General features: G+C 62.7%; 21 protein-coding genes. 4 read left to right on the top strand and 17 right to left on the bottom strand.

Annotation, left to right across the window (positions count from 1 at the left end):
• The coding region (locus KY459_10225; protein MBW3565089.1) for a hypothetical protein at positions 1–205 on the top strand (205 nt) is incomplete at its 5' end.
• A gap of 27 nt (positions 206–232) precedes the next feature.
• Here the strand turns inward: KY459_10225 and nuoF are convergent.
• The 3 genes from nuoF to ndhC are packed head-to-tail and all read right to left on the bottom strand — an operon-like array spanning position 233 to position 2,454.
• Positions 233–1,546, bottom strand: coding sequence for an NADH-quinone oxidoreductase subunit NuoF (gene nuoF, locus KY459_10220; protein ID MBW3565088.1), 1,314 nt, complete (start codon positions 1,544–1,546; stop codon positions 233–235).
• Positions 1,543–2,073 carry an NAD(P)H-dependent oxidoreductase subunit E gene (locus tag KY459_10215; GenBank protein ID MBW3565087.1) on the bottom strand — a complete coding sequence of 177 codons (531 nt, stop codon included), beginning with the start codon at positions 2,071–2,073 and terminating at the stop codon, positions 1,543–1,545. Before KY459_10215 ends, nuoF begins: the two co-directional genes overlap by 4 nt.
• Before the next feature lie 3 nt (positions 2,074–2,076).
• Entirely contained in the window at positions 2,077–2,454 is a 378-nt protein-coding gene (gene ndhC / locus KY459_10210; protein ID MBW3565086.1) for an NADH-quinone oxidoreductase subunit A, read from the bottom strand.
• A 361-nt stretch (positions 2,455–2,815) separates the two neighbouring features.
• On the opposite strand from ndhC, the gene KY459_10205 reads away from it, so the two are divergent.
• A complete protein-coding gene (locus KY459_10205; protein MBW3565085.1) occupies positions 2,816–3,172 on the top strand; it encodes a four helix bundle protein in 357 nt (118 codons plus the stop codon).
• Positions 3,173–3,473: 301 nt separating this feature from the next.
• On the opposite strand, the gene KY459_10200 is transcribed toward KY459_10205, so the two are convergent.
• The 3 genes from KY459_10200 to KY459_10190 all read right to left on the bottom strand — a co-directional run bounded on the left by KY459_10200 (position 3,474) and on the right by KY459_10190 (position 8,162).
• Positions 3,474–3,827, bottom strand: a complete 354-nt coding sequence (locus KY459_10200) for an STAS domain-containing protein (protein ID MBW3565084.1) — start codon at positions 3,825–3,827, stop codon at positions 3,474–3,476.
• Between the two features lie 46 nt (positions 3,828–3,873).
• Positions 3,874–5,574, bottom strand: coding sequence for a sodium:solute symporter (locus KY459_10195; protein ID MBW3565083.1), 1,701 nt, complete (start codon positions 5,572–5,574; stop codon positions 3,874–3,876).
• A 128-nt stretch (positions 5,575–5,702) separates the two neighbouring features.
• Complete coding sequence (locus KY459_10190) at positions 5,703–8,162, bottom strand: PIG-L family deacetylase (protein MBW3565082.1); 2,460 nt, start codon at positions 8,160–8,162, stop codon at positions 5,703–5,705.
• 662 nt (positions 8,163–8,824) lie between these two features.
• Here KY459_10190 and KY459_10185 point away from each other — a divergent pair.
• Positions 8,825–9,244: an energy transducer TonB gene (locus KY459_10185; protein ID MBW3565081.1), complete on the top strand. Its 420-nt coding sequence runs from the start codon at positions 8,825–8,827 to the stop codon at positions 9,242–9,244.
• 107 nt (positions 9,245–9,351) lie between these two features.
• Here the strand turns inward: KY459_10185 and KY459_10180 are convergent, their stop codons facing one another.
• The 7 genes from KY459_10180 to KY459_10150 all read right to left on the bottom strand — a co-directional run bounded on the left by KY459_10180 (position 9,352) and on the right by KY459_10150 (position 16,358).
• Positions 9,352–10,527 (bottom strand): glycosyltransferase family 2 protein, encoded by a 1,176-nt coding sequence (locus KY459_10180; protein ID MBW3565080.1) that lies wholly within the window; start codon positions 10,525–10,527, stop codon positions 9,352–9,354.
• Positions 10,528–10,535: 8 nt separating this feature from the next.
• Positions 10,536–10,847 carry a lipid-A-disaccharide synthase N-terminal domain-containing protein gene (locus tag KY459_10175; protein MBW3565079.1) on the bottom strand — a complete coding sequence of 104 codons (312 nt, stop codon included), beginning with the start codon at positions 10,845–10,847 and terminating at the stop codon, positions 10,536–10,538.
• The gene (locus tag KY459_10170) at positions 10,844–11,575 is read right to left on the bottom strand and encodes a glycosyltransferase family 2 protein (GenBank protein MBW3565078.1); all 732 of its coding nucleotides are present in this window, start codon (positions 11,573–11,575) and stop codon (positions 10,844–10,846) included. Before KY459_10170 ends, KY459_10175 begins: the two co-directional genes overlap by 4 nt.
• On the bottom strand, positions 11,572–12,345 hold the full coding sequence (locus KY459_10165) for a TatD family hydrolase (GenBank protein ID MBW3565077.1): 774 nt from the start codon (positions 12,343–12,345) through the stop codon (positions 11,572–11,574). The genes KY459_10170 and KY459_10165 overlap by 4 nt, the downstream gene beginning before the upstream one ends.
• Complete coding sequence (locus KY459_10160) at positions 12,345–13,535, bottom strand: thiolase family protein (GenBank protein MBW3565076.1); 1,191 nt, start codon at positions 13,533–13,535, stop codon at positions 12,345–12,347. The genes KY459_10165 and KY459_10160 overlap by 1 nt, the downstream gene beginning before the upstream one ends.
• Before the next feature lie 127 nt (positions 13,536–13,662).
• Complete coding sequence (locus tag KY459_10155) at positions 13,663–14,685, bottom strand: M20/M25/M40 family metallo-hydrolase (protein MBW3565075.1); 1,023 nt, start codon at positions 14,683–14,685, stop codon at positions 13,663–13,665.
• Complete coding sequence (locus tag KY459_10150; protein MBW3565074.1) at positions 14,682–16,358, bottom strand: EAL domain-containing protein; 1,677 nt, start codon at positions 16,356–16,358, stop codon at positions 14,682–14,684. Before KY459_10150 ends, KY459_10155 begins: the two co-directional genes overlap by 4 nt.
• A 13-nt stretch (positions 16,359–16,371) precedes the next feature.
• Between KY459_10150 and KY459_10145 the strand changes: the two genes are divergently transcribed.
• On the top strand, positions 16,372–17,838 hold the full coding sequence (locus KY459_10145; protein ID MBW3565073.1) for a phosphoglucomutase/phosphomannomutase family protein: 1,467 nt from the start codon (positions 16,372–16,374) through the stop codon (positions 17,836–17,838).
• A gap of 336 nt (positions 17,839–18,174) precedes the next feature.
• Here the strand turns inward: KY459_10145 and KY459_10140 are convergent, their stop codons facing one another.
• The 4 genes from KY459_10140 to KY459_10125 form a co-directional block, all read right to left on the bottom strand.
• The gene (locus KY459_10140; protein ID MBW3565072.1) at positions 18,175–18,975 is read right to left on the bottom strand and encodes an enoyl-CoA hydratase/isomerase family protein; all 801 of its coding nucleotides are present in this window, start codon (positions 18,973–18,975) and stop codon (positions 18,175–18,177) included.
• Positions 18,972–19,865, bottom strand: a complete 894-nt coding sequence (locus KY459_10135; protein MBW3565071.1) for a 3-hydroxybutyryl-CoA dehydrogenase — start codon at positions 19,863–19,865, stop codon at positions 18,972–18,974. The genes KY459_10140 and KY459_10135 overlap by 4 nt, the downstream gene beginning before the upstream one ends.
• Positions 19,866–19,985: 120 nt before the next feature.
• Positions 19,986–20,678: a phosphatase PAP2 family protein gene (locus KY459_10130; GenBank protein ID MBW3565070.1), complete on the bottom strand. Its 693-nt coding sequence runs from the start codon at positions 20,676–20,678 to the stop codon at positions 19,986–19,988.
• Entirely contained in the window at positions 20,675–21,553 is an 879-nt protein-coding gene (locus KY459_10125; protein ID MBW3565069.1) for a GNAT family N-acetyltransferase, read from the bottom strand. Before KY459_10125 ends, KY459_10130 begins: the two co-directional genes overlap by 4 nt.
• Positions 21,554–21,607 lie beyond the last annotated feature (54 nt).

Here is a 21,607-nt window from a genome sequence, read left to right as displayed (position 1 = left end):
GGCGGAAGTCGCCGTCACTGCGAACCAGCTCTCCCACCATCAGCAACGAGACCTCGACGATGTGGTGAATGAGCTCGCGAATCGATCACACGCCGTCGACAGGGCGAAAGTGGAGCCGCTCCTCCGGGACATTTTCCAACTCGGCGACGACGCCTTCCCGGGCGTCTATCCAGGCGTCGATCGCTTCTTCGAGAAGAGTGCCTGACATAGCCTTGCAGCCATCTCCAGCGCGCTAGTGTGCTCCTACCGGCATGTCCAGCCGCCGGTAGCGTTTGGTGCCCGGCAGACAGCTCTTGTGCTCGACGTGGTAGAGGAACTCGTCGCGGAACTTCTGAACCCCCGAGATGACCGGGCCGATCGCGGCATCTCCCAGAGCGCAGAGGCTCTTGCCGCCGATGTTGTCCGACATGTCGAGGAGAAGATCGGCATCTTCCTGGCGCCCCTGCCCCGTTTCGAGCCGGTGGAGCACCGACTCCATCCAGTTGCAGCCCTCGCGGCACGGCGTGCACTGCCCGCACGACTCGTGGGCGAAGAACTTCACGAGCCGCCAGACGCACTCGACGATGCAGGCGCTCTCGTCCATCACCATGATCGCAGCCGAGCCGAGCATCGACCCCGCCTTCTGAACGGCGTCGAAGGTGAGAGGGATGTCGATCTCGTCCGGCTTCAGGATCGGCGCCGAGCCTCCCCCCGGAATGACCGCCTTGATCGGCAGCCCGCTCGCGGTTCCGCCGCAGTGGTCGACGATCAGCTCCTTCAGGTTCACCGTCATCGGGAACTCGTAGACACCCGGCTTCTTCACGTGCCCCGAAACGCAATAGAGCTTCGGGCCGGTGTTCTTCTCGACGCCGATGCTCCTGAACCAGTCCGGACCCTTTTCGACAATCAGCGTCACGCAGGCGATCGTTTCGACGTTGTTGACGACGGTTGGCGCTCCGAAGACGCCGACGACCGCCGGAAAGGGAGGTTTGACGCGCGGCTCGCCACGCTTCCCCTCGAGCGACTCGATGAGTCCCGTCTCCTCGCCGCAGATGTACGCTCCTGCTCCGCGATGCACCGTCACGTCGTGATCGAAGCCGCTTCCGAGGATGTTCTTCCCGAGAAAGCCCTTCTCGCGCGCCTCGGCGAGCGCTTTTTCGAGTACTTTCGCGCCGTACGCGAACTCGCCTCGAATGTAGATGTACGACATCGGTCCCGAGCCAATCGCGTAAGCGGAGATGATCATCCCCTCGATCATGAGATGAGGATCCTTCTCGATGATCAGCCGATCCTTGAATGTCCCGGGCTCCGCTTCGTCGGCGTTGCAGAGGAGATAGACGGGCTTTCCGCTGTCCTGCGGGACGAAGCCCCACTTCATGCCGGTCGGAAACCCGGCGCCTCCCCTGCCACGAAGCTCGGAGGCCTTGACCATGTCGATCAGCTCGGCCGGCTTCATCGACAACGCCTTCTCGAGCGCCTTGTAGCCTCCGGTCCGGAGGTACGTGTCGATCGATGCCGAGTCCGGCTCGTCGATGTTGCGCGTGAGAACCCTGATTGGCTCGGTCATGGAAGCGTCTCGATCAGATCGTCGATCTTCTCGATCGTCATGTTCTCGTGGTAATCGTCGTTGACCTGAACCACCGGCGCCGTGTTGCATGAACCGAGGCACTCGACCTCGAGAACGGTGAACTTGCCGTCCTCGGTGTTGTGGCCCGGTTTCACACGAAGCCGCGAGCAGAGGTGGTCGTAGATGTCGTAGGCGTCGCGCAACATGCAGCTCAGATTCGTGCAGACCTGGAGAAAGTACTTCCCCCGGGGCTTCTGGTTGTACATGTTGTAGAAGGTGACGACGCCGAAGACCCAGGCCGGGGTCAGCCCGAGCGTCTCGGAGACCTTCACGATGACGTGCGGCGGGAGCCAGCCGACCTTTCGCTGCGCGAGATGGAGGACCGGGAGCAGGGCAGCCTGTTTCGTCGGATAACGCTCGAGAATCCGATCGAGCTCCCGTCTCTGCTCCTCGTCCCACTCGAATGTCGCCCCCGGTTCGGGGTGACGGTGGGGCATGTATGGGCTGTCAGGATGAAGATCGGCCATGAATCAGGTCCAGTCGAAAGTACCTTTCTTCCACTCGTAGAGAAAACCGAGGGCAATCGGCAGCGTGAAGATCATCATTGCGATGAACGGCAGCCAGTTGAGCTCGCCGCCGCCGGTGGTCGTCTCCCGATAGATCACCGCCCAGGCAAAGATGAACACCGCCTCGATGTCGAAGATGATGAATGACATCGCGACCTTGTAAAAGCGGACATTGAACCGCTTCCTGGAGACGTCGAGCTGCGGGACACCGCTCTCGTACGGCCCCAGCTTCTGCGGACTCCGGGCGTGCGATCCCCCGATGTACGCCAGACCAAGCATGACGGCTCCGAGAACGATCGCAAACAGAAGAAGAATCAGGACAGGAATGAAGGATTGAGTCATTCGTCACTCGCCTTGAAAAGGCCGGCAAATGCTACACGAGCCGAGGAGGGCTCGCAAGGTGAAGAGAACGCCGGGCCCCTCTGTCCGGGAAAGACCGGGCACGGGCGCGGGCACGTTCACGGGCACGGACTTTAAAGACCGGACACGGTCACGTTCACGGCGGACTTAAAGACCGGGCGCGGGCATGTTCACGGCCACGGACTTTAAAGACCGGGCACGGGCGCGGGCATGTTCACGGGCACGGACTTTAAAGACCGGACACGGGCGCGGGCATGTTCACGGGCACGGGACAAAATGCCGGGCATCGGCACGGAAAGATGCGTCGAGGGCCTGTTAGGTTAAACTCGGTTCGATCAATCTCATGCCGTTCGACCACGAAAAACTCGATGTTTACCGGGTTTCGCTCGAGTTTCTACCGATCGCGGAACGTATCGTTGATTCGCTGCCTCGCGGGCGAAGCTATCTGTCCGATCAGCTGCGCAGAGCCGCTCTGAGCGTCACACTGAATATCGCCGAGGGGGCAGGAAAATTTTCAGCTGCAGACAAGGCTGCCTTTTACGCCCGGGCACGAGCGTCCGCGACCGAATGTGCAGGAGTGATCGACGCAGGCTTAGCGCTGGGCGTTGTGTCCGAAACAGATGCTGAAATCAGCAAAGAGCGTCTCCACCGGCTCGTTCAGATGCTGACTAAACTCATTCTGTCGTGCCAGAGTCGTTGATTTGCCCGTGCCCGTGCCCGGTTCCATAAAGTCTTTTCCCGTGCCCGTGAACCCGCCCGTGCCCGTGCCCGGTTCCATAGTCTTTTCCCGTGCCCGTGAACGCGCCCGTGCCCGGTCCCATAAGTCTTTTCCCGTGCCCGTGAACGCGCCCGTGCCCGTGCCCGGTTCCATAAAGTCTTTTCCCGTGCCCGTGAACGCGCCCGTGCCCGTGAACGCGCTCGCGCCCGTGAACGCGCCCTGTTTCGAGTTTCTCGCTCAACCCGGGAACGATGTCCGCGCCCCACGCCCAGAATCCTCCTGGTCAGCTGGCTCGCGCCCCTTCGAGGTACGCGAACGCCTCGTCGCGGGACTCGAAGATCTTGAACACCGTGTCGAGCTTCGTGATCCGGAGCAGCGCCAGGATTCTGTTGGACGGATTGAGAAGAGCCATCTTTCGCTCACGCCCCTCGAACTTCTGAAGATAGCCGATCAGCTCGCCCAGACCCGTCGAGTCCATGTAGTTGATCCCTTCGAAGTTGATCAGGACCGGGCCCGACTCCTCGTTGAGAACCTTCTCGAGGAATCCCGAGAACTCCCTCGCGCTCTCTCCCAGTTTGATGACGCCCTGGATGTCGAGCACGGTCACGTCGTTGTGCCGGTTTTTGACGATGTTCACGACGACTCCCTGCCTCACGCCCTGCGTGATCGTCCCGTTATCCTACTCAAATTCGCCGCTCGCTGCCAGGCGCGCCCCTGCCGATCAGAGGCTGGAGCAGCAGCGCGAGCACGATCACGGCAATGCACCCGATCGCGTTGAACCACAGCCACGCCACCGGCGTCGCCAACCTGCACCAGATCACGATCCCCTCGGCAATGAGCGCTGCCGCGAAGGTCGCGGTCGCCCCCACCCGCTTCAGATAGAACGCGACGAGGAAGATTCCGAGAATCGTTCCATAAAAAAGCGATCCGATCTCGTTCACCGCCTCGACCAGCGTACCGAGCCGGTTCGCGTACATCGCGAACAGAATCGCGAGAAAACCCCAGAAGACTGTTGCGATCTTCGAGACGAGAACGTCGTGCCTGTCGGAGGTCTCCTTCCGGAACATCCTCCTGTAAAAGTCGACCACCGTCGTCGAAGCGAGCGCATTGAGCTCCGAGGCGGTCGACGACATCGAGGCGGCAAACACGGCCGCGATGACGAGTCCCACGAGCCCCGCGGGAAGGTACTGCAGCACGAAGGTGAGGAAGATGAAGTTGGTGTCGTTGTCGTCGGCGCCTTCGTCGCTCGCTTTCATCACCGAGATCGCTCCCGCGCGGGCGGCGATCAGATCGCGGTTTGCCGCGTCGAGATCCGCCGCGGCGCGATCCTCGGCGCCGGTGTTTCTCGCACGGACATACTCCATCGCTGCCCGTTCCCTCTCCGCGCCGGCAGCGAGGTACTCCTCCTCGGCTGCACTCCACTCCGGCGCGAGCGCGCTCGCTTCGACCTTTGCCGTCTCGGTCGGGTTGAAGAATACGGGCGGCGTGGTGAAGGTGTAGAACGCGAAGACCATCGCTCCGACGAAAAGGATGAAGAACTGCATCGGCACCTTCACCATGCCGTTGAAGAGAAGCGCGATGCGGCTCTGCGTGATCGAGCTACCCGTGAGATAACGCTGCACCTGACTCTGGTCGGTGCCGAAGTAGGAAAGCTGCAGAAACATCCCGCCGATCACCCCCGACCAGAAGGTATAGCGATTCTGCCAGTCGAAGGAGAAGTCGATCGCGTTCAGCCTGCCGAGCTCTCCTGCGACGTGGACCGCGTCGGTGAATCCGACCCCCGAGGGCAATTTCCAGATCGCGAAGAGAAACGCGGCGATCACGCCCGACATCGCGATCAGAAGCTGGTGGAAGTTCGTGTAGTTCACCGCCTTCGTTCCCCCGAGAGCGGTGTAGATCACCACGAGCACGCCGATGATGACGGTCGTCAGCTGAAGGTTCCATCCGAGAATCAGCGAGAGGATCAATGCCGGCGCGAAGATCGTGAGACCGGCCGCGAGCCCCCGCTGAATCAGGAACAGCCCCGCGGCGAGAACGCGCGTCTTCAGATCGAATCGCCCCTCGAGGTACTCGTACGCCGTGTAGACCCTGAGGCGGTGGTAGATCGGGATGACGGTGATCGAGAGAATGACCATCCCGATCGGAAGGCCGAAGTAGAACTGGACGAACCGCATCCCGTCGGCGTACGCCTGCCCCGGCGTCGAGATGAAGGTGATCGCGCTCGCCTGCGTCGCCATGACCGACAGCGCGATTGTCCACCAGGGAAGGCTGCGATCGGCGAGGATGTAGCCGTCGAGATCGCGGTTCCCTCTCCCCTTCCACAGACCGTACGCGACGATGAAAACGAGCGATGCGACGAGAACGAGCCAGTCGAGTCCGGTCATCCGTCGGTCACTCGAACGCTTTCGTGAAGATCCACATCAGGAAAACGAGCAGCGCGAGCTCACCGAGCACGATTGCGTACACCCACTTCCATCGCGGCGAGTCGTCCGGGAGAGGCTTGCGGACTTCGTCAGTCATCGCTTTCTCCGGACACCAGGTTGGCGAAGAGCCGCCACGCCCCGGGAACTCCCGCGGGCAGCTGTCTGAAAAAGGAGATCCCGGTGTAGATGTAAGCTCCCTCGCCGTGTGGCAGGACGAGGAGCGAACCGAGGACCTCGCTCTCGCCCGGCTCGGTCATTCCGAGAATCGGCTGCCAGCGGTCGCTCCAGCTCTCCGCGAAGTAGAGTCCCCGCTCCTGCACCCAGCCCTCGAAATCGGCGGGCGTGATTCGATTGGGATGGACCAGGAGTGGATGATTCTCGCGGAGAAGGCGGACAGGGGCCTCCTCGACGGTGACGCGATCCCGCCCGATTGCGAGCGGATCGGGAAATGAGATCGTCGAGCCGGATCGTCCCGCGGTGTTGTACTGCACGATCACCCGGCCTCCCTCGGAGACCCAGTCGGAGATCTGGTTCAGACGGCTCCCGAGATCATCGTGAACATTGAGCGCTCGGATCCCGAGAACGAGCGCATCGAGAGCCTCGAGATCGGAGAGGGAAAACGACGGGCTCAGCGTGACGACTTCGAGCCCGACAGCTTCCAGTGCCGCTGGAATGGCGTCTCCTGAACCGGGGATGTATCCCACCCGGTCACCCGTGACCTCGAGCGGTATCCGGACGAGCTTCGTTTCGGCCGGCTCGAACACGGCGGTTCGAGGGATGTGGTCGTACTCGAGGATCGACATGCTCCGATCGAAGGTGCCCTCGTCCAACTCGAACGCGGCTCGCAGCGTACCGGTCGACTGGCGGTCTGGAGCGGCGATCTCGAGCTCGCGCGTGAGCGTCTCGCCCGCATCGATGGTGAGGGGAATCGCCTCGTCAGCGACCCGCCACCCCTCGGGAAGCGAGAGGCGCAAACGGCCGGAGACGGTCGCGCCGTTGTTGGTGAGGGTGATCCGGGCGGTCGTTTTTCGCGCCCCTTCTCCCGGTATGAGCAGCGGGGCCGGCTCCACACCGACGGTGACGTGAGGGACGATCAGAACGGGATCCCAGATCTCGCCGCGGACGCGATCGACTTCGCGACGGAGGACCGGGACTTCGATCTCGATCGTCTCGCCCGCGATCCCTACGGTGACCGGGACGCTCAGCGGCGCCGGGCCGACCGGCGCTCCGACGAGTGAGGGATCGGCGATCTGATGGCGCCCCGCCAGCGGCGGCTCGCGAAGCCACACGGGCTGGCTCGGTTCCGCGTCCGGAGGTACGGTGAGCGGCACCGAGGCAGCGAAGCGCTCGTTGATCGCTTCGCGCCCCATTAGGTTGGGGTCACCGCCGGCCGCGACCGAAAAGCTCGCGGGAGCAGTTCTGGCGACGGCCGTGACCGCGACGTCGATCGACTGCCCCGGAACGACGCTGGTTCGGTCGGCGAGCGCTTCGATCCAGACTCCCGCGGCGCTCAGGATGATCCGGTCGAGGTCTTCGCTCTTGATGAGCACCCAGTGGGAATCCGGAAGTTTCCGCAGTTCACGCCTCGCCTCGATCAGCGCGGGAATGCTCCTGGCCGGGCGGGTGACGTCGAGCTCGCTGACGATCCGGTCGAAGATCGCCGAGACGCGCTCCGATCCTTCGACCCGCTCCCAGCCAGACCCGACCCCGTCGAATATGCCCGTCTGAACCGGTTCGCCGCCGGTCAGAACCAGGTGGTTGGTCAGGGGGCCACGCGTTCCGCCCGCGCCGAATCCCTGGCTCTTGTGCATCGTGCGGCTTCTCGCCGCGACCTCCGGCCACGACTCGCCTCGCAGGGGGTCGTAGCCACCGAGGTCGATTTCGAGCACGGTTCCGGGCTCCGCGCTGTCGGGCTGCCAGGTGTTCCAGAAGATTCTCTTCGGCTGCCACGGCGGCAATCCGAGGTCGGGAAAGGCCGCCGGATCACCGGCGAGCCGGAAGGCTTCGTTCGCGAGGATGGCGGAGGCGGTGTGGTGCCCGTGCGTGTCCGCCTCGACCGGAAATCGCGTGATCAGCACGTCCGGGCGAAAGTCGCGAATGATCCGGACGACGTCGCGAAGGATCTCCCGGTGGCCCCAGATCGCGAGCGTCTCCTCGGAGCTTTTGGAGTAACCGAAGTCGATGGCGCGCGTGAAGAACTGATGCCCTCCGTCGATCTCCCGGGCTCTCAACAGCTCCCAGGTGCGGATCACCCCGAGCTTCGGCCCGATGTCGCCCCCGATGAGATTCTGCCCGCCGTCCCCTCGTGTCATCGCGAGGTAGCCGGCGCGGGCGAGCTTCTCGTTGCCGAGCCAGGTGATCATCGCGGTGTTCTCGTCGTCCGGATGGGCGGCGATGTAGAGGGCGCTGCGGAGGACGGGGAGTTTCCTGATCGCGGTGTCGAGCTCGGCACCCGACATCGGCCGGACCGGCTCGGGGATCTGCGCAGCGAGGAGAACCGAAGGGAGGAGAAGAAGGAGAACGAGCGCGGCCGCGCGGGCGGGTCTCATGGCCCGGCACGATAGCAGACTGGATCTCCGTACAGGTCACGGCCGTGTAAAAGCAGGGCCGGCGCGCGGGGAAGGATTCCTGGGGCTTCCGCCTGCAAAGGGTTCTCATCCACGTATCGCAGGCTTCCATAGCGCAGGCTGGAGACCTGCGCCACCAGCCAGTGGGCTTGGGGCTACCGAGCGGTTATCGCTTTTGCGTAACGGTTGTCTCCATTTACGCCCTGTCCCGCCTTGGCGTAAACATGTTTCCACCGGAACGAACCGATGGATGGGGACACCCAATCGAGATCGAGATCGGCGCGGATGGGTACCGTCTGATCAGCGCCGGATCCGATGGCGAGTTTCAGCGGGCGAGGTGGGAGGAGAGCGATCACGCGTTACCGATCGACGGTGATGCTGTCTATACGAACGGGGAGTTCTCGAGACAATGGCATTTGGGCAACGAGTCTGCCGAGTACATCTCGAACCTAATCGCGGTCGAATTATGGATCGAGAAAGTTCCTTCGGAGTCCGACGCCATGCTGAGGCAGTCGAAATCGGACCGCTTCGGCCGACGCCTCTCCGCCGCGATCCATGAGGGGGATTACGCGGGAGCGATCGAGACCTGGCGTAAGGCGCGGGCGTTCGATCCGTTTTTCACCGCGGCTTCGGGCCTGCGCGAGATGGCAGAGAATATCGATTCGAGCCACCCCCAGATCGCGGATTTGAGGTCCGTTTTGGAGGAAGCCGGGGTCGAGGTTCCGGAGCGCCTCTCGGAGTCCGGCCAGATTCGGGAAAGGGCTCTCAGAGTCGGCGGTGACGTAACGGCGCCCGTCGTCCTCGAGCGGGTCGAGCCCGTGCTATCGGAAGTCGCCAGAGCGGCAAACGTTTCGGGCATCGTAATCCTCGAAGCAGTCATCGACCGCAACGGAAAAGTCGTAGACGTCCGGGTGTTGAAGCCTCTTGGGTTTGCGACGGACAGCGCGGTGGAAGCGGTCAAGAAGTGGAAGTTCCGCCCGGGAACGCTCGACGGTGAACCCGTCGACGTCATCTTCGCTTTGACCGTCAACGTTAAACCTCCCCGGCCTGGGGACGGACCGTGAGCGGCATGCGAGATCAGAGTTGTGGTCGATTAGCCGGTCTTCGTAGCGCCGCGTCCTGGCGACGGATTGGAGAGCCTGCGCTACGGTGAAGTTCGGCGTTCCCGGCGCTAGTCGTCGTCGTTGTGGAGGCGGGGCTGGTGTTTGCGATCGCGGGGATCGGTCACGCGATGCTCTCCCCCGCTTCGACCGCGGCGACGGCGGCGCGGCCGGGAACCGCGCACCGGCTCGATCTCTTCCTCGTCGCCCGCGATCCAGACCCACTGCGACTCCCCTTCGTCCGGAATGCTCTCCCCCGCGGTCTTCGCCGGCGCTTCCGGAGCTGCGGGACGACCTTTTCGAGCAAAACGAGGCCGCAGCTCGAGCTTTCGCAGCCTGACGAGGCTCTCCTCATGGAGTCTCCGGTTCACCGAGATGAGATCTGCGATGATGCCGAAGAGAATCGTCTGGAAGCCGCTGATCAGGAGAACGGCAGCGAGAATCAGGCTCTGTATGTGCCCGGCTCCGTCCCCCGCGAGGTACTCGACGAGGAACCTTCCACCGATCAGCGCGCCACCGAGAAAGAGAAGAGCCCCGATCCAGAGGAACGTCCGCAGCGGCCGGTAGAGCGTATAGACACGGAAGATCGTCAGCACCGATCGCCAGAGATACGAGAAGATGCTCCCGTATAGCCGCGACGGGCGGACGGGGGCGTTGGTCCGGACCGGAACGGCCCGCACCTCGAGGTTGTGATGGCCCGCCTGGATGATCGTCTCGAGAGTGTAGGTGAACGAGTTGAAGACGTTCAGCCTCATCGCGGCCTCGCGGGAGAACGCGCGAAATCCGCTCGTCACGTCCGGAAGGCTGATACCCGACGCAATGCTGACGGCGCGGGAGCCGAGCGACTGGAGGAAGCGTTTGAGCGGACCCATGTGCGGCGACCGGGCGATCACGCGATCACCGATGACGACATCGGCGCGTCCATCGAGAATCGGTGCGACGAGGGCTTCGATGTCCTGAGCTTCGTACTGATTGTCGGCGTCGGTATTGACGATGACATCCGCGCCCGCTGCCAGCGCAGCATCGATCCCCTTGCGAAACGCTGCGGAGAGTCCCTGATGGTTGAGCAGCCTGACGACCGTGGCGCCCGCTTCCTCCGCGATCTCCGCGGTCCGGTCGGTGCTGCCGTCATCGACGACGAAGATCAGGACTTCGCTGAATCCCCTCAACCTTCGGGGAAGAGAACGGATCGCCGTCTCGATCGTGGATTCTTCGTTCCATGCTGGAATGTGAATGGCGAGTTTCATCGAATCTTTCAAACAGGTATCTCCGGCAAACCCGGTTGCTTTCCGGCGCGGCGCGCGCGATGGATGAGCATCAGATTCCGGACGTAGATCAGGATCCCCATACTCTGTCCGAGCAGGAAGACGGGATCACGCCGGTGAAATGCGTACACGGCCAGAATCATCCCGCCAATGAGCGAAAAGTACCAGAAGTAAATCGGGATGACGCTCTTCCGCTCCCTCTCGGAGGAGACCCATTGGATGAGGAACCTCGCGGAGAAGCAGAGCTGGCCCAGAAAGCCGATCGCGACCCATATGTCCCATTCCGCCGGATTGAGGCTCATCGCTTCTCCTCGACACGATACGCCGGAAGGCGGCTCTTCATCCAGCGAATGGCGATGCAGTCGACCAGGCCCCGCCACGCCCTGTCGAGCACGCCATATTTGGTCTCACCGAAGCGGCGGGGACGATGGCCGACGGGAAGCTCGACGACGGTGTATCCCTGCATCCTCACGAGCGTCGGAAGGAACCGGTGCATGCCGCGGAAGAGCGTGATCCGATCGAGACACTCCCGCTTCATCATCTTCAGCGAGCAGCCGGTATCCGTGATGTGATCCTGCGTGATCCAGTTTCGAATGGCGTTCCCGATGCGGCTCTGGATCTTCTTCCACAAGGTGTCGCGCCGCCGGGCACGAATACCGGCGACCATGTCCGGCGCGTCTCCGTTTCCCTGGAGACGCCGCCACAGGGCGATCAGATCGGCGGGATCGTTCTGGAGATCGGCGTCCATTGAGGCGAGATAACGCCCGTCTGCCCGACGCCATCCCGCATCGAGAGCAGCGGTCTGGCCGTGGTTGCGATCGAGAATCAGCGCCCGCACCCAGATGCGCTCCGCCGCGAGCTCCCGGATGACCGATTGGCTTCCGTCGGTGCTGCCGTCATCGACGAGGATCAGCTCCCAGGTGAACGGCGCGGTGGCGAGAGCCGCCGCCGTCTCGTCGCACAGCAGCCGGAGGCATTCCCGCTCATTCCGGACGGGGACGACGACCGAGACGTCCGGATGCCGGATCACCCGACCTCCACGCCGAACACCCGCTCGAAGTTCGCCGTCGTGATCCGCGCCACCTCTTCCGCGGGGATGTTCCACAAATCGGCCAGCAGCTCGCCGATGTAGCGGACAAACGAAGGCTCGTTGGTCTTCCCCCGCTTCGGCACCGGAGCGAGGTAGGGGGTGTCGGTCTCGATCAGCACCGATTCGGGCGGAAGTTTTCGGGCGGTCGCCCGCAGGTCTTCCGCGGTTCGGAACGTCACGATTCCGGAGAACGAGATCACCCATCCGGCATCGATCAGCTCCTTCGCCACCTCGTAGTTTTCGGTGAATGAATGGAGGATGCCTCGGCATTCTCGCCCGGGCTCGCTCCGAAGAATCTCGAGGAGATCGCTGGTCGATTCCCGGTTATGCACGATGAGCGGAAGACTCTTCCGTCTCGCGAGATCCATGTGTCTCGCGAGAACCTCGCGCTGGGTCGAGCGCGGAGAAAAGTCATAGTGATAATCGAGACCGACCTCCCCCACCGCCACGACTCTCTCCCTTCCGGCGAGGAGCTCGATCTCAACGAACGCAGCATCGTCGCAGTCCTTCGCCTCGTGGGGATGGAACCCGACGGCCGCCCAGACGTCCTGTTCTTCAGCGGCGAGCCGGACACACTCCCGGGAATCCTCCAGCGTCGTCCCCGGAACGACGAAGCCGCGGACTCCATCGCCGCGCGCGCGGTCGAGCGCCGCGCGCGCATCCTCGGCCATCGCCAGATGACAATGGCTGTCGGTCCAGATCCCGCTCATCAGCAGCGTTCCAGAAGCAGCGCGAGTCCCATCCCCCCGGAAATGCATAGGGTTGCGAGACCGAGTCGTTCGTTTCTCCGGCTCATCGCATGAGCGAGCGTCGTCGTGATCCGGGCTCCGGTCGCGCCGATCGGATGTCCGAGGGCGATCGCGCCTCCGTGCACATTGAGGCGCTCCGGATCGAGATGGAGCTCACGGTCGCATGCGATCACCTGCGCGGCGAACGCCTCGTTCAGCTCGATGAGGCCGATCTCGTCGAGCGAGATCCCGTTCTCCTCGAGGATCTGTTTTGTGGCCGGTACGGGACCGATCCCCATTACCTTCGGATCCACTCCCGCCTGCGCGTAGCCGGCCAGACGCGCCAGCGGAGTGAGTCCGTGCGCTTTCACCGCTTCGGCGCTCGCGACGATCATCGCGGAGGCGCCGTCGGTCACTCCCGACGCGTTGCCCGCATGAACGGTTCCGCCATCGCGGAAGACCGGAGGAAGCTTCTTCATCTTTTCGACCGACGTATCCGGTCGCGGATGCTCGTCGCGATCGAGCGTCGTCGAGTCCTTCCGCGTCTGGATCTCCACCGGAACGATCTCACCGGCGAAGGCTTCGTCGTCCCATGCCTTCCCCGCCCTCTGCTGGCTCCGAACGGCGAGCTCGTCCTGCTCGTCTCTCGAGATTCCGTACTGGTCCGCGAGTGTTTCCGCCGTGGCGCCCATCATCTCGTCGGCGAGCGGGCAGAAGAATCCGTCCCTCGTCATCCCGTCGACGACCTCGCCGTTGCCCATCCGAAGACCCCATCGGGCGTTGGTGAGCAGATACGGAGTGTTGGACATCGACTCGGTCCCGCCAGCGAGAACGAGCTTCGCGTTACCGAGGCGGATCTGGTCGGCAGCATTGATGATCGCGCGCATGCCGGAGCCGCACGCCTGGTTGACCGTCCAGGCCGGCGTCTCGTGTGTTGCGCCCGACCGCAGGGCGATCTGCCGCGCCACGTTCGGACCGACTCCCGCCTGGCGCGCATTGCCGAAGATCACCTCGTCGAGCGCTTCGGGATCGAGCCCGGCCGCGTCGAGCGACCCCTTCGCAGCGGCCACCCCGAGATCCGCGGCGCTGAGGGGGAGCAGTGTCCCCCCGAATCGCCCGATGGGCGTCCGCCTCGGGCTGACCAGATAGATCTCCTGTTCGAGTTTTGCCATCGTTTTCCTTCTTTCGCAGAACCGGGATCCCCGGAATTGCCGGACGCCACGCGTTACACTTGCCGCCTCTCCATTATTTCGATGCTCCATCGTGCGGTCGACCGCTCCGGTGCCGCAAGCCGGGCAACTAGCGAAGCGAATTCTGCACGATGCGCGCGTAAACCGCGCGAGCCGCTTCGATGTCGGGCTTCCGAATCCGCTCGTGAGGGGTGTGAGCATCGTGAATCGATCCCGGACCGTAAAGGATCCGGCGTCCGAGATTGCCGAGGTAGGGGGCGTCGGTACCGAATCCGACGCTGATCCCTTCTTCCCCCTCCGGCACCTCGAAGATCACCGGGGAGGTTCCGTGGTGATGGGCGATCCGGCCGCCGAACAGGTCAACGGTTCGTTTCAACCGCTCTAATGATCGGTTCATATCCTCAACTGTACGGATCATGACAGTCAGCGACGCTTCATCCGGAACCACGTTCGGTTTGCGGCCACCGGAGATGATCCCGACGTTGGCCGAGGCCTGGCCAATCGAATCGTCGGTTCCCCAGTCGGTTTCCTCGATCGCGACGACGGCCCGCGCGGCCTTCGATATGGCGGACTCGCCGCGCTCCGGGTAGGCCGAATGGGCCGCCTTGCCGTCGAATCGCACTTCGGCCGTCAGCGTCCCCTTGCAGGCTTCGACGAACCGACCGTCGGTCGGCTCGCCGACGATCACGAGCTCGACGCCGAGATCGGCGAGCTGTTCGTTGGCTCTTTTTGCGCCGATCGAATCGGTCTCTTCCCCCGCGAGAAAGAGGAGGCCTGCATCGCAGAACCCTTTTTCGAGAAGGTCGCTCGCCGCAAGGATCATCGCCGCCATGATTCCTTTCGCGTCGCAGGCACCCCGACCGAAAATCCATTCGTCGTCTTCGGACGATGCGATGAATGGGGGCACGGTATCGAGGTGGGTGCAGAGAAGCGCGCGCGGAATCCGATCGGGAGCGGTGGCGAGGAGACTCACCCTCTCCGGATTCCCGTCGTCGACGGGGAGCGTGCGGCATTCGAATCCTGCTGACGGGAGCATCCGGGCGAGGAACGCCGCCAGCGGTCCTTCCTCATCGGTCAGAGAAGGGATGTCGATCAGTTGCCGCGCGAGCGCGGATGCCGAGCCGGGGATCATCCTGCTGCGCGCTTGCGTCGCGTGCGCGGCTCGATCGCTGTGACGAGCTCCTCGGACGGCATCGCGAAGTAGAAGCCCTGGAGGAGATCGATTCCGAGCGTCCTGCACCACTCGTATTCCTCTTCGGTCTCGATTCCTTCGGCAATCGTCCTGGCGCCGATCCGTTGGGCGAGATCGACGAGGAGCTTCATCAGATCCTGTTTGATCGGCTCGGAAGAGAGCGCCGAGACGAGTCCCTTCGCGATCTTGAGATAGTTGGGTGCGAGCGAGGCAATCGCTTCGAGCGAAGCGTAGCCTGATCCGGCGTCGTCGATTGCGATCGACACGCCGTGTGCCTTCAGTCTCGACAGAGTCTCGCGGAAGGATGAGAAATCCTCGATGGCCGCGCGCTCGGTCAGCTCGAACACCAGGCGCTCCGGGTGCTCTCCGACCTCCGACATCATTTCGTCGAACTGGCGTGTGAAGGCATCGACGGTTTCCGCCTCGAGATTGATCAGAAGCGCCCGATCCTCGAGTTTTTCGCGCCCGAGCTTTCTGACCATGCACTCGATGGCGACCTGCTCGAGAGCCCAGGCAAGGCCGTTGCGCCGGGCGAACTCGAACAGGATGTCGGAGTTCCGGAACGACGAGCTTGCCGGGCCTCGCGTCAGAAGCTCGTAACCGAAAATGGAGAGATCCGAGGCTTCCACGATCGGCTGGAAGAGCACACGGACCTTCTTCTCATTGATGATCGTCTCCATCTCCTCGACCAGTCCTCGCCTCGTTTGCGCCTCGGCGTCACGAACGGTATCGAAAGCCTGCTGGAGTCCTTTGTAGATCTGTCGCTCGAGCCGGATCTGCGGCGAATAGTTGACCACGGCGATACCGGTGAAAAATACGAGCTCGCCGGAAGAGAACTGCGGATAGCGGTCGAGCAGAGCGTCGGAGAGCCGCTCGTGGATGTTCTTCGCCAGCGCTGTGGCTTCGGCTCCGATTGACCCGCGGGTGCCGGTTTTGAAGACGTAGAAGCCGGAGGAACCGACCCGGCTGACACAGGCCGTCCCGCCGTTCGCCTTGGCCTCTTTCTCCACAAGCGAGGAGGCTGCGCGCAACAACTCGTCGAAGAACGCCCAGCCGTACTCGACCTCGACTTGCTCCATCTCCTCGACGTCGACGTAAATGATGCCGAGCAGTCCGTGCTCGATGAGCATTTCCTTCATTCTCGGCACGCAGGCGGAGATCGTCGGGAGATCGGTTGCGGCGTCATGGACGAGAGAGCGGATCTCGTCGTCTTCCGCGATCTCTCCCTGCTGGCGCTGGCGAAGGTCGAGGAGCCGGCTGATCCGCCACGTGACGTCGTTGCCATCGAATGGCTTCACGATGTAGTCGTCCGCTCCGAGCTGGAGCCCGGTCAGGCGGTCCTTCACTTCCCCTTTTCCCGTCATCAGAACGATCTTGATCGGGTTGGTTCTCTTCACATTCTTGAGCGTCTGGCAGACTTCCCAGCCGCTCTTTTCCGGCATCACCACATCGATGATCGCCACATCGGGCAGAATTTTCCTGGCCTGCTCGAGCGCCTCGGCTCCGTCGGAAGCGGTGAAAATCTCGGCGTCCAGCGGCTTGAGCAGCGCGCTCAGGAGCCTCACGATCGCGGGGTCGTCGTCCGCGATCAGGATCTTGGACTGGTCAGCCATCCGGGCTTCGATTATGCTTGAATGGGGCCAGCGAGAACAGGCGGACTCGACGATTTTTTCGCCTCATTCCCTTCTGATGATCAAATTCGGTACTTCCGGGTGGCGCGGCGTCATTGGCGAGGACTTCACGTTCGAGCAGGTGCGTGTTGCCACCCAGGGCATCTGCAACTATCTCCGCGAATCGGGCGCCGATCCTTCGGCCGGCGTGGTGATCGGATACGACACACGCTTCCTTTCCGAAAAGTTCGCCGCGGAGGCTGCGAAGATCCTCGCCTACAACGATTTTCGAGCGCTGCTCTGCTCCCGCGATCTTCCGACCCCTGCGGTCTCCTTCGAAACGGTCCGGCGTGGAGCCATTGGTGCAATCAACTTCACCGCGTCGCACAATCCTCCGGAATACAACGGTCTGAAGTTTTCCACCGCGAACGGCGCCCCCGCGCTTCCCGAGGTGACCCAGGCGATCGAGACGGAGATCAATGCGGTCGAGTCGACCGGCGAACACATCGACGTCTATCGGAAGGACGAGCTCATCAAGACGATCGACCCCCGGGAGCGTTACATCGAGCGGATCGGGGATCTCGTCGATGTGGCGCAGATCGGAAAGGCCGGGTTGAAGATCGGCGTCGATTCGCTCTACGGGACGGCGCGCGAATATCTCGACTTCGTGCTTCTCACCGCCGACGTCACCGTCAGGATCATTCACAATTACCGCGATCCCTACTTCGGAGGGTTCTCTCCGGAGTGCAACCAGAAGAATCTTCAGGATCTGCGAAAGCTGGTGGTCGCCGAGAAGCTGAATCTCGGCCTCGCGACCGATGGAGATGCCGACCGTTTCGGCATCGTCGATCACCGGGGGCGATTCGTCTCTCCCAATCTGGTGCTCGCGCTTCTCGCCGTCTATCTCAAGCGCATCAAGAAACTTCCCGGCGGGCTCGCCCGCTCCGTCGCGACCACTCACATCATCGACAAGATCGGCGACAAACTGGACATCCCGGTCTACGAGACGCCCGTCGGATTCAAATATATCGGCGAGCTGATTCTCGAAGACGCCATCGCGATGGGCGGCGAAGAGAGCGCCGGCCTTTCCATCTACGGACATCTCCCGGAGAAGGACGGCATTCTCGCCTGTCTGCTCGTCGCCGAGATGGTCGCCGTCACGGGGAAGACGATACCGGAGCTGACACGCGAGCTCTACGACGAGTTCGGCACCCATGTATCGAAGCGGATCGACATGCGGCTGACCGGGCCGCTCCAGGAATCGCTCGAGACCAAGCTCGCAAATCCTCCCGCCGAGGTCGCCGGGTTGAAGGTCGAAAGCGTCGATCGAACGGATGGCGTGAAGCTCGTTTTCGACGACCGCACCTGGCTGCTGTTCCGGCTGTCGGGTACCGAACCGGTCGCCCGCCTCTATGGGGAAGCCTGCGGTCCGAAAGAGCTGAAACGCCTGCTCGACGGCGGCAAGGCTTTCATCCGCAACTGAGAATAGGTTGGAGTGAAGAGTGAAGAGTGAAGAGTGAAAAAAGAGATGGCCTGAAAGTAACTCCTCCGGACATCTCACCTTGACTCACGAGCCTGCCCCCAGATCCTTCGCCGTCCTTCGGCGGCTCAGGATGACGAGTGCTTGGGTTTCGCGAGAGCAAACATTCGTCTATGACCGTTACTTTGCGCAAACACAACACTCGTCATTCTGAGCCCGGCGCAGTGCGGGCGAAGAATCCGGGCGGGGGATCGTGAGTCACGGTGAGATGTCCGTGGAGGTTACTTTCACGGCATCTCTTTTTTTTCACTCTTCACTCTTCACTCTTCACTCTTCTTTCTACCTGTTTTTGAACGCCGGCTTCCGCTTCTCCAGAAAGGCGTTCATCCCTTCTTTCGTGTCCTCGCTCGCGCAGAGAAGTCCGAAAAGGGTCGCCTCGAGGAACTCCCCCTCGTTCTGGGGCATTTCGGCGCCGCTGTTGATCGCTTCGATCGCGGCGCGGACGGCGAGTGGTCCGCGGGAGGCGACCGTTCTCGCCATCTTTTCCGCCGTCTCCATCAGCTCGGCGGCCGGAACGACGCGATTGACCAGACCGATCCTCTCCGCTTCAGCGGCGGAGATCATGTCGCCGGTACAGATCAGCTCGAGTGCTCTCCCCTTTCCGAGGAGCCGGACCGCGCGCTGGGTGCCGCCGTAACCCGGAATGATGCCGAGCGTGACCTCGGGAAGACCGATCTTCGCGGAGTCGGCCGCGATCCGGATGTGACACGCGAGGGCGAGCTCGCATCCGCCACCGAGGGCGTAGCCGTTGATCGCGGCGATGACGATTCTGGGAAATCGCTCGATCCGTCCGAGGATCGCCTGTCCACGCTCGGAGGTTTCCTTGCCGGTGACAGGGGTTTTCTTCGCGAGCTCGCCGATGTCCGCCCCTGCGACGAATGCCTTCTCGCCACCGCCGGTGATGATGACCGCCTGGACGCTCGAATCCTCTCGGGCGGCATCGAACACCTGGCCGATCTCCTCGACGGTCTGCGCATTCAACGCGTTGAGCACCTTGGGCCGGTCGATCGTGACGACCAGGATTCCGTCGCGATTTTCGGTCCGGACGTTGTCGAGATTCAGCTTGTCGAGCGCGCTCATCGATTCGACCCCGCATCCATCGGAACGGGCTTCTCTCCCGAGTAGTCGTAGAACCCGGCTCCGGTCTTCCGTCCGTGACGGCCTGCGAGCACCATCTTCCGCAGCAGAGGCGGCGACGCGAAGCGCCGCTCCCGATACTCCTCGAACATCACCCGGGTGATGTACCAGGTCGTATCGAGGCCGACGAAGTCGAGAAGCGTGAAGGGACCCATCGGGTATCCGCATCCGAGCATCATCGCCTTGTCGATGTCGGCGATCGAGCCGACACCCTCCTCATATGCACGGATCGCGTCGAGCAGATACGGAACGAGCAGACGATTGACGATGAACCCGGAGTTGTCCCTGGCCGCCACGGCCTCCTTTCCGAGGGAGCCCGCAAAGCGGAATGCGCGATCGAAGGTTTCATCCGAGGTGATGATCGTGCGAACGACCTCGACGAGCTTCATCATCGGGACCGGGTTGAAGAAATGGAGACCGACGAACTTCTCGGGCCGGGACGTCGCCATCGAGATCTCGGTGATCGTCAGAGACGAGGTGTTGGACGCGAAGATGGCATCTTTTTTCACAATTCCGTCGAGCGCTCTGAAGGTCGAGTTTTTCGTCTCGATGTTCTCGATGATCGCTTCGATGACGATGTCGCATTCTGCAAGATCTTCCAGACTCGTCGTGCCGCTCAGACGCGTGAGGCACGCGTCACGGTCGGCAGATTCCATCTTCCCCTTCTCCACGAACTTTCCGAGACTCTTCTCGATCGATCCCATTCCTTTGTCGAGGAACTTCTGCTCCACCTCTGCAACGATCGTTTCGTAGCCGGCCTGCGCGGAGACCTGCGCGATTCCGGAGCCCATCAGGCCGCAGCCCAGGACTCCGACCTTCCTGATATCAGACATTGAGATAGCAACTCCTTTCAGATTTGTGCCGCGCGACGAACAGTCGCGCGTGTCAGGCGCCAGGCGAAGGCCCGGCGGCTCGAAAGCTTCATGCGGCCTATACCTGGAAAACCCGGCCGGTCATTCCTTTGCGGCAGCCGCGTGACTCAGAGCGGTGAGTCCGAGCCAGCCGAAGCCGGCGGCGAACCCACCCAGAACATCGGATGGAAAGTGAACGCCGAAGTAGATTCGCGAGTAACCGACCGAGATGACGATACTGTTCGCCACGAGCTGCGTGATGATCTGCGTGGAGACTGACCGGGACGATACGAGCTGATGAGCGACGATCGGATAGGTGGCGGCGGAAAGCAGGGAGTGCCCGCTGGGGAACGAGTGAGATTTTGGAAGTCGGATTCTACGGAGCCGTTCCTGGGGGCGCTGGCGCTGAAAGATGGCCTTCATCGCCGTGTTCAGCGCCATCGCTCCCCCGGTCGAGATCAGGACTGTCCAAGCTTCGACACTCCGCCCTCTCCGGTTCAGCGTGAGCGCGGTCAGATACGCAGCGGCGCCGATCGCGAAGTGCTCGCCCAGAAAGGTCGATGCTCGAACAATCCGGTCCTTTCGCTCGCTGTGAGTCGAATGGACGAGATCGAGGATCGAGTCGTCGAAAAGGTCGGTGCGCCCTCCGACGACGTGCTTGGCCTGCTCGCGAAAGAACCAGAAAGCGGCTGTGGCGAGCAGAACTCCACCGGTCGTCCCGATCGCCGTGGGAAGAAATGTTCTCTTCGAAGGTCGCTTTTTCCTCGGTTTCCGACGCCCGCTTCGCCGCCTCAAGCCTTCTCCTTCCTCTTTCTCTTTTCGAGACGCGCGTAGCGTGCCACCACCCGAGCCCCGGTATATCGCCGATAGTATTCGATGGATGAGACCCAGGGAATGTGCACCTCGCGGTAGCCTGCCCGAGCGAGCTGCTGGAGTGCCTCCATCAGCAGAGCACCTCCGAGCCCCTTCGAGCGGTGGCTTCCGACGACCCCCTGCGGCCCGAACGTCCCGAGTCCCCGGTTGTTGATCTCCCAGCCGGCGAAGCCCGCCGGGTCACCGTCGACTTCCGCAAGGAGGCATCCGCTGCGCGCGTCGTCGTCGAACGCGCGCCCGATCTCCCATCCCCAGGAGAATGCGAAATGTTCTCCGACCCATCGGACCACGCGGTCCCGCTCCTCCGGAGCCGGTCTTCGAATGACTGTGCCGGAGGGAATCCGTGGGGCGAATTGCGGCAACTCCGAGCGGAGGTCGATCGCATCCTCCTCGTGGGCCGAATAGCCGAGCGCCTGGAAGAAGCGCTGCGTCGGCTCGTCGTCGAGGCTGACTCCGGGGACGAGATAGTTGCCGGGCCCTGCTGCGACGACGACGCGATCGGATTCGGCGAAGATGATCTTTTCGGCTTCCTCGAGAAGGCGGCGGCCGATTCCCTTTCGCTGATTTTCGGGCAGGACGGCAATCAGGCGTACGACACGTCCACAGAGCGTTGCGAACCCGAGGATCCGCCCGTTCTCGACTGCGACGATCGTCTGCGGGGTCCCGCGAGCGTCCGGGCCGAAAATCTTCTCGCGGGCAACGACGGAAACATCCATGATCGTCCGGTTCGCCGAGACGAGAATTCCGGCCAGCTCGGTGAAGTCCCGTTCGCCTTCGGAATGCCGGACGACGATCACGATGCGGACGCTTGCAGTTGCGGTACCGGGAGGGGCTGGGAACCTCGCCGCCGG

Source organism: Acidobacteriota bacterium, from assembly GCA_019347945.1.
In the GTDB taxonomy this organism is placed as follows: Bacteria; Acidobacteriota; Thermoanaerobaculia; order Gp7-AA8; family JAHWKK01; genus JAHWKK01.
The sequence above is the reverse complement of the archived record's forward strand: the minus strand, read 5'-3'. Positions and strand labels throughout refer to the sequence as shown.

Excerpts from the sequence above, each read along its gene's own strand:
- nuoF (MBW3565088.1), bottom strand. The coding sequence starts at position 1,546 with ATGACCGAGCCAATCAGGGTTCTCACGCGCAACATCGACGAGCCGGAC.
- KY459_10215 (MBW3565087.1), bottom strand. The coding sequence starts at position 2,073 with ATGGCCGATCTTCATCCTGACAGCCCATACATGCCCCACCGTCACCCC.
- ndhC (MBW3565086.1), bottom strand. The coding sequence starts at position 2,454 with ATGACTCAATCCTTCATTCCTGTCCTGATTCTTCTTCTGTTTGCGATC.
- KY459_10205 (MBW3565085.1), top strand. The coding sequence starts at position 2,816 with ATGCCGTTCGACCACGAAAAACTCGATGTTTACCGGGTTTCGCTCGAG.
- KY459_10195 (MBW3565083.1), bottom strand. The coding sequence starts at position 5,574 with ATGACCGGACTCGACTGGCTCGTTCTCGTCGCATCGCTCGTTTTCATC.
- KY459_10190 (MBW3565082.1), bottom strand. The coding sequence starts at position 8,162 with ATGAGACCCGCCCGCGCGGCCGCGCTCGTTCTCCTTCTTCTCCTCCCT.
- KY459_10185 (MBW3565081.1), top strand. The coding sequence starts at position 8,825 with ATGGCAGAGAATATCGATTCGAGCCACCCCCAGATCGCGGATTTGAGG.
- KY459_10180 (MBW3565080.1), bottom strand. The coding sequence starts at position 10,527 with ATGAAACTCGCCATTCACATTCCAGCATGGAACGAAGAATCCACGATC.
- KY459_10175 (MBW3565079.1), bottom strand. The coding sequence starts at position 10,847 with ATGAGCCTCAATCCGGCGGAATGGGACATATGGGTCGCGATCGGCTTT.
- KY459_10165 (MBW3565077.1), bottom strand. The coding sequence starts at position 12,345 with ATGAGCGGGATCTGGACCGACAGCCATTGTCATCTGGCGATGGCCGAG.
- KY459_10160 (MBW3565076.1), bottom strand. The coding sequence starts at position 13,535 with ATGGCAAAACTCGAACAGGAGATCTATCTGGTCAGCCCGAGGCGGACG.
- KY459_10155 (MBW3565075.1), bottom strand. The coding sequence starts at position 14,685 with ATGATCCCCGGCTCGGCATCCGCGCTCGCGCGGCAACTGATCGACATC.
- KY459_10150 (MBW3565074.1), bottom strand. The coding sequence starts at position 16,358 with ATGGCTGACCAGTCCAAGATCCTGATCGCGGACGACGACCCCGCGATC.
- KY459_10145 (MBW3565073.1), top strand. The coding sequence starts at position 16,372 with ATGCTTGAATGGGGCCAGCGAGAACAGGCGGACTCGACGATTTTTTCG.
- KY459_10140 (MBW3565072.1), bottom strand. The coding sequence starts at position 18,975 with ATGAGCGCGCTCGACAAGCTGAATCTCGACAACGTCCGGACCGAAAAT.
- KY459_10135 (MBW3565071.1), bottom strand. The coding sequence starts at position 19,865 with ATGTCTGATATCAGGAAGGTCGGAGTCCTGGGCTGCGGCCTGATGGGC.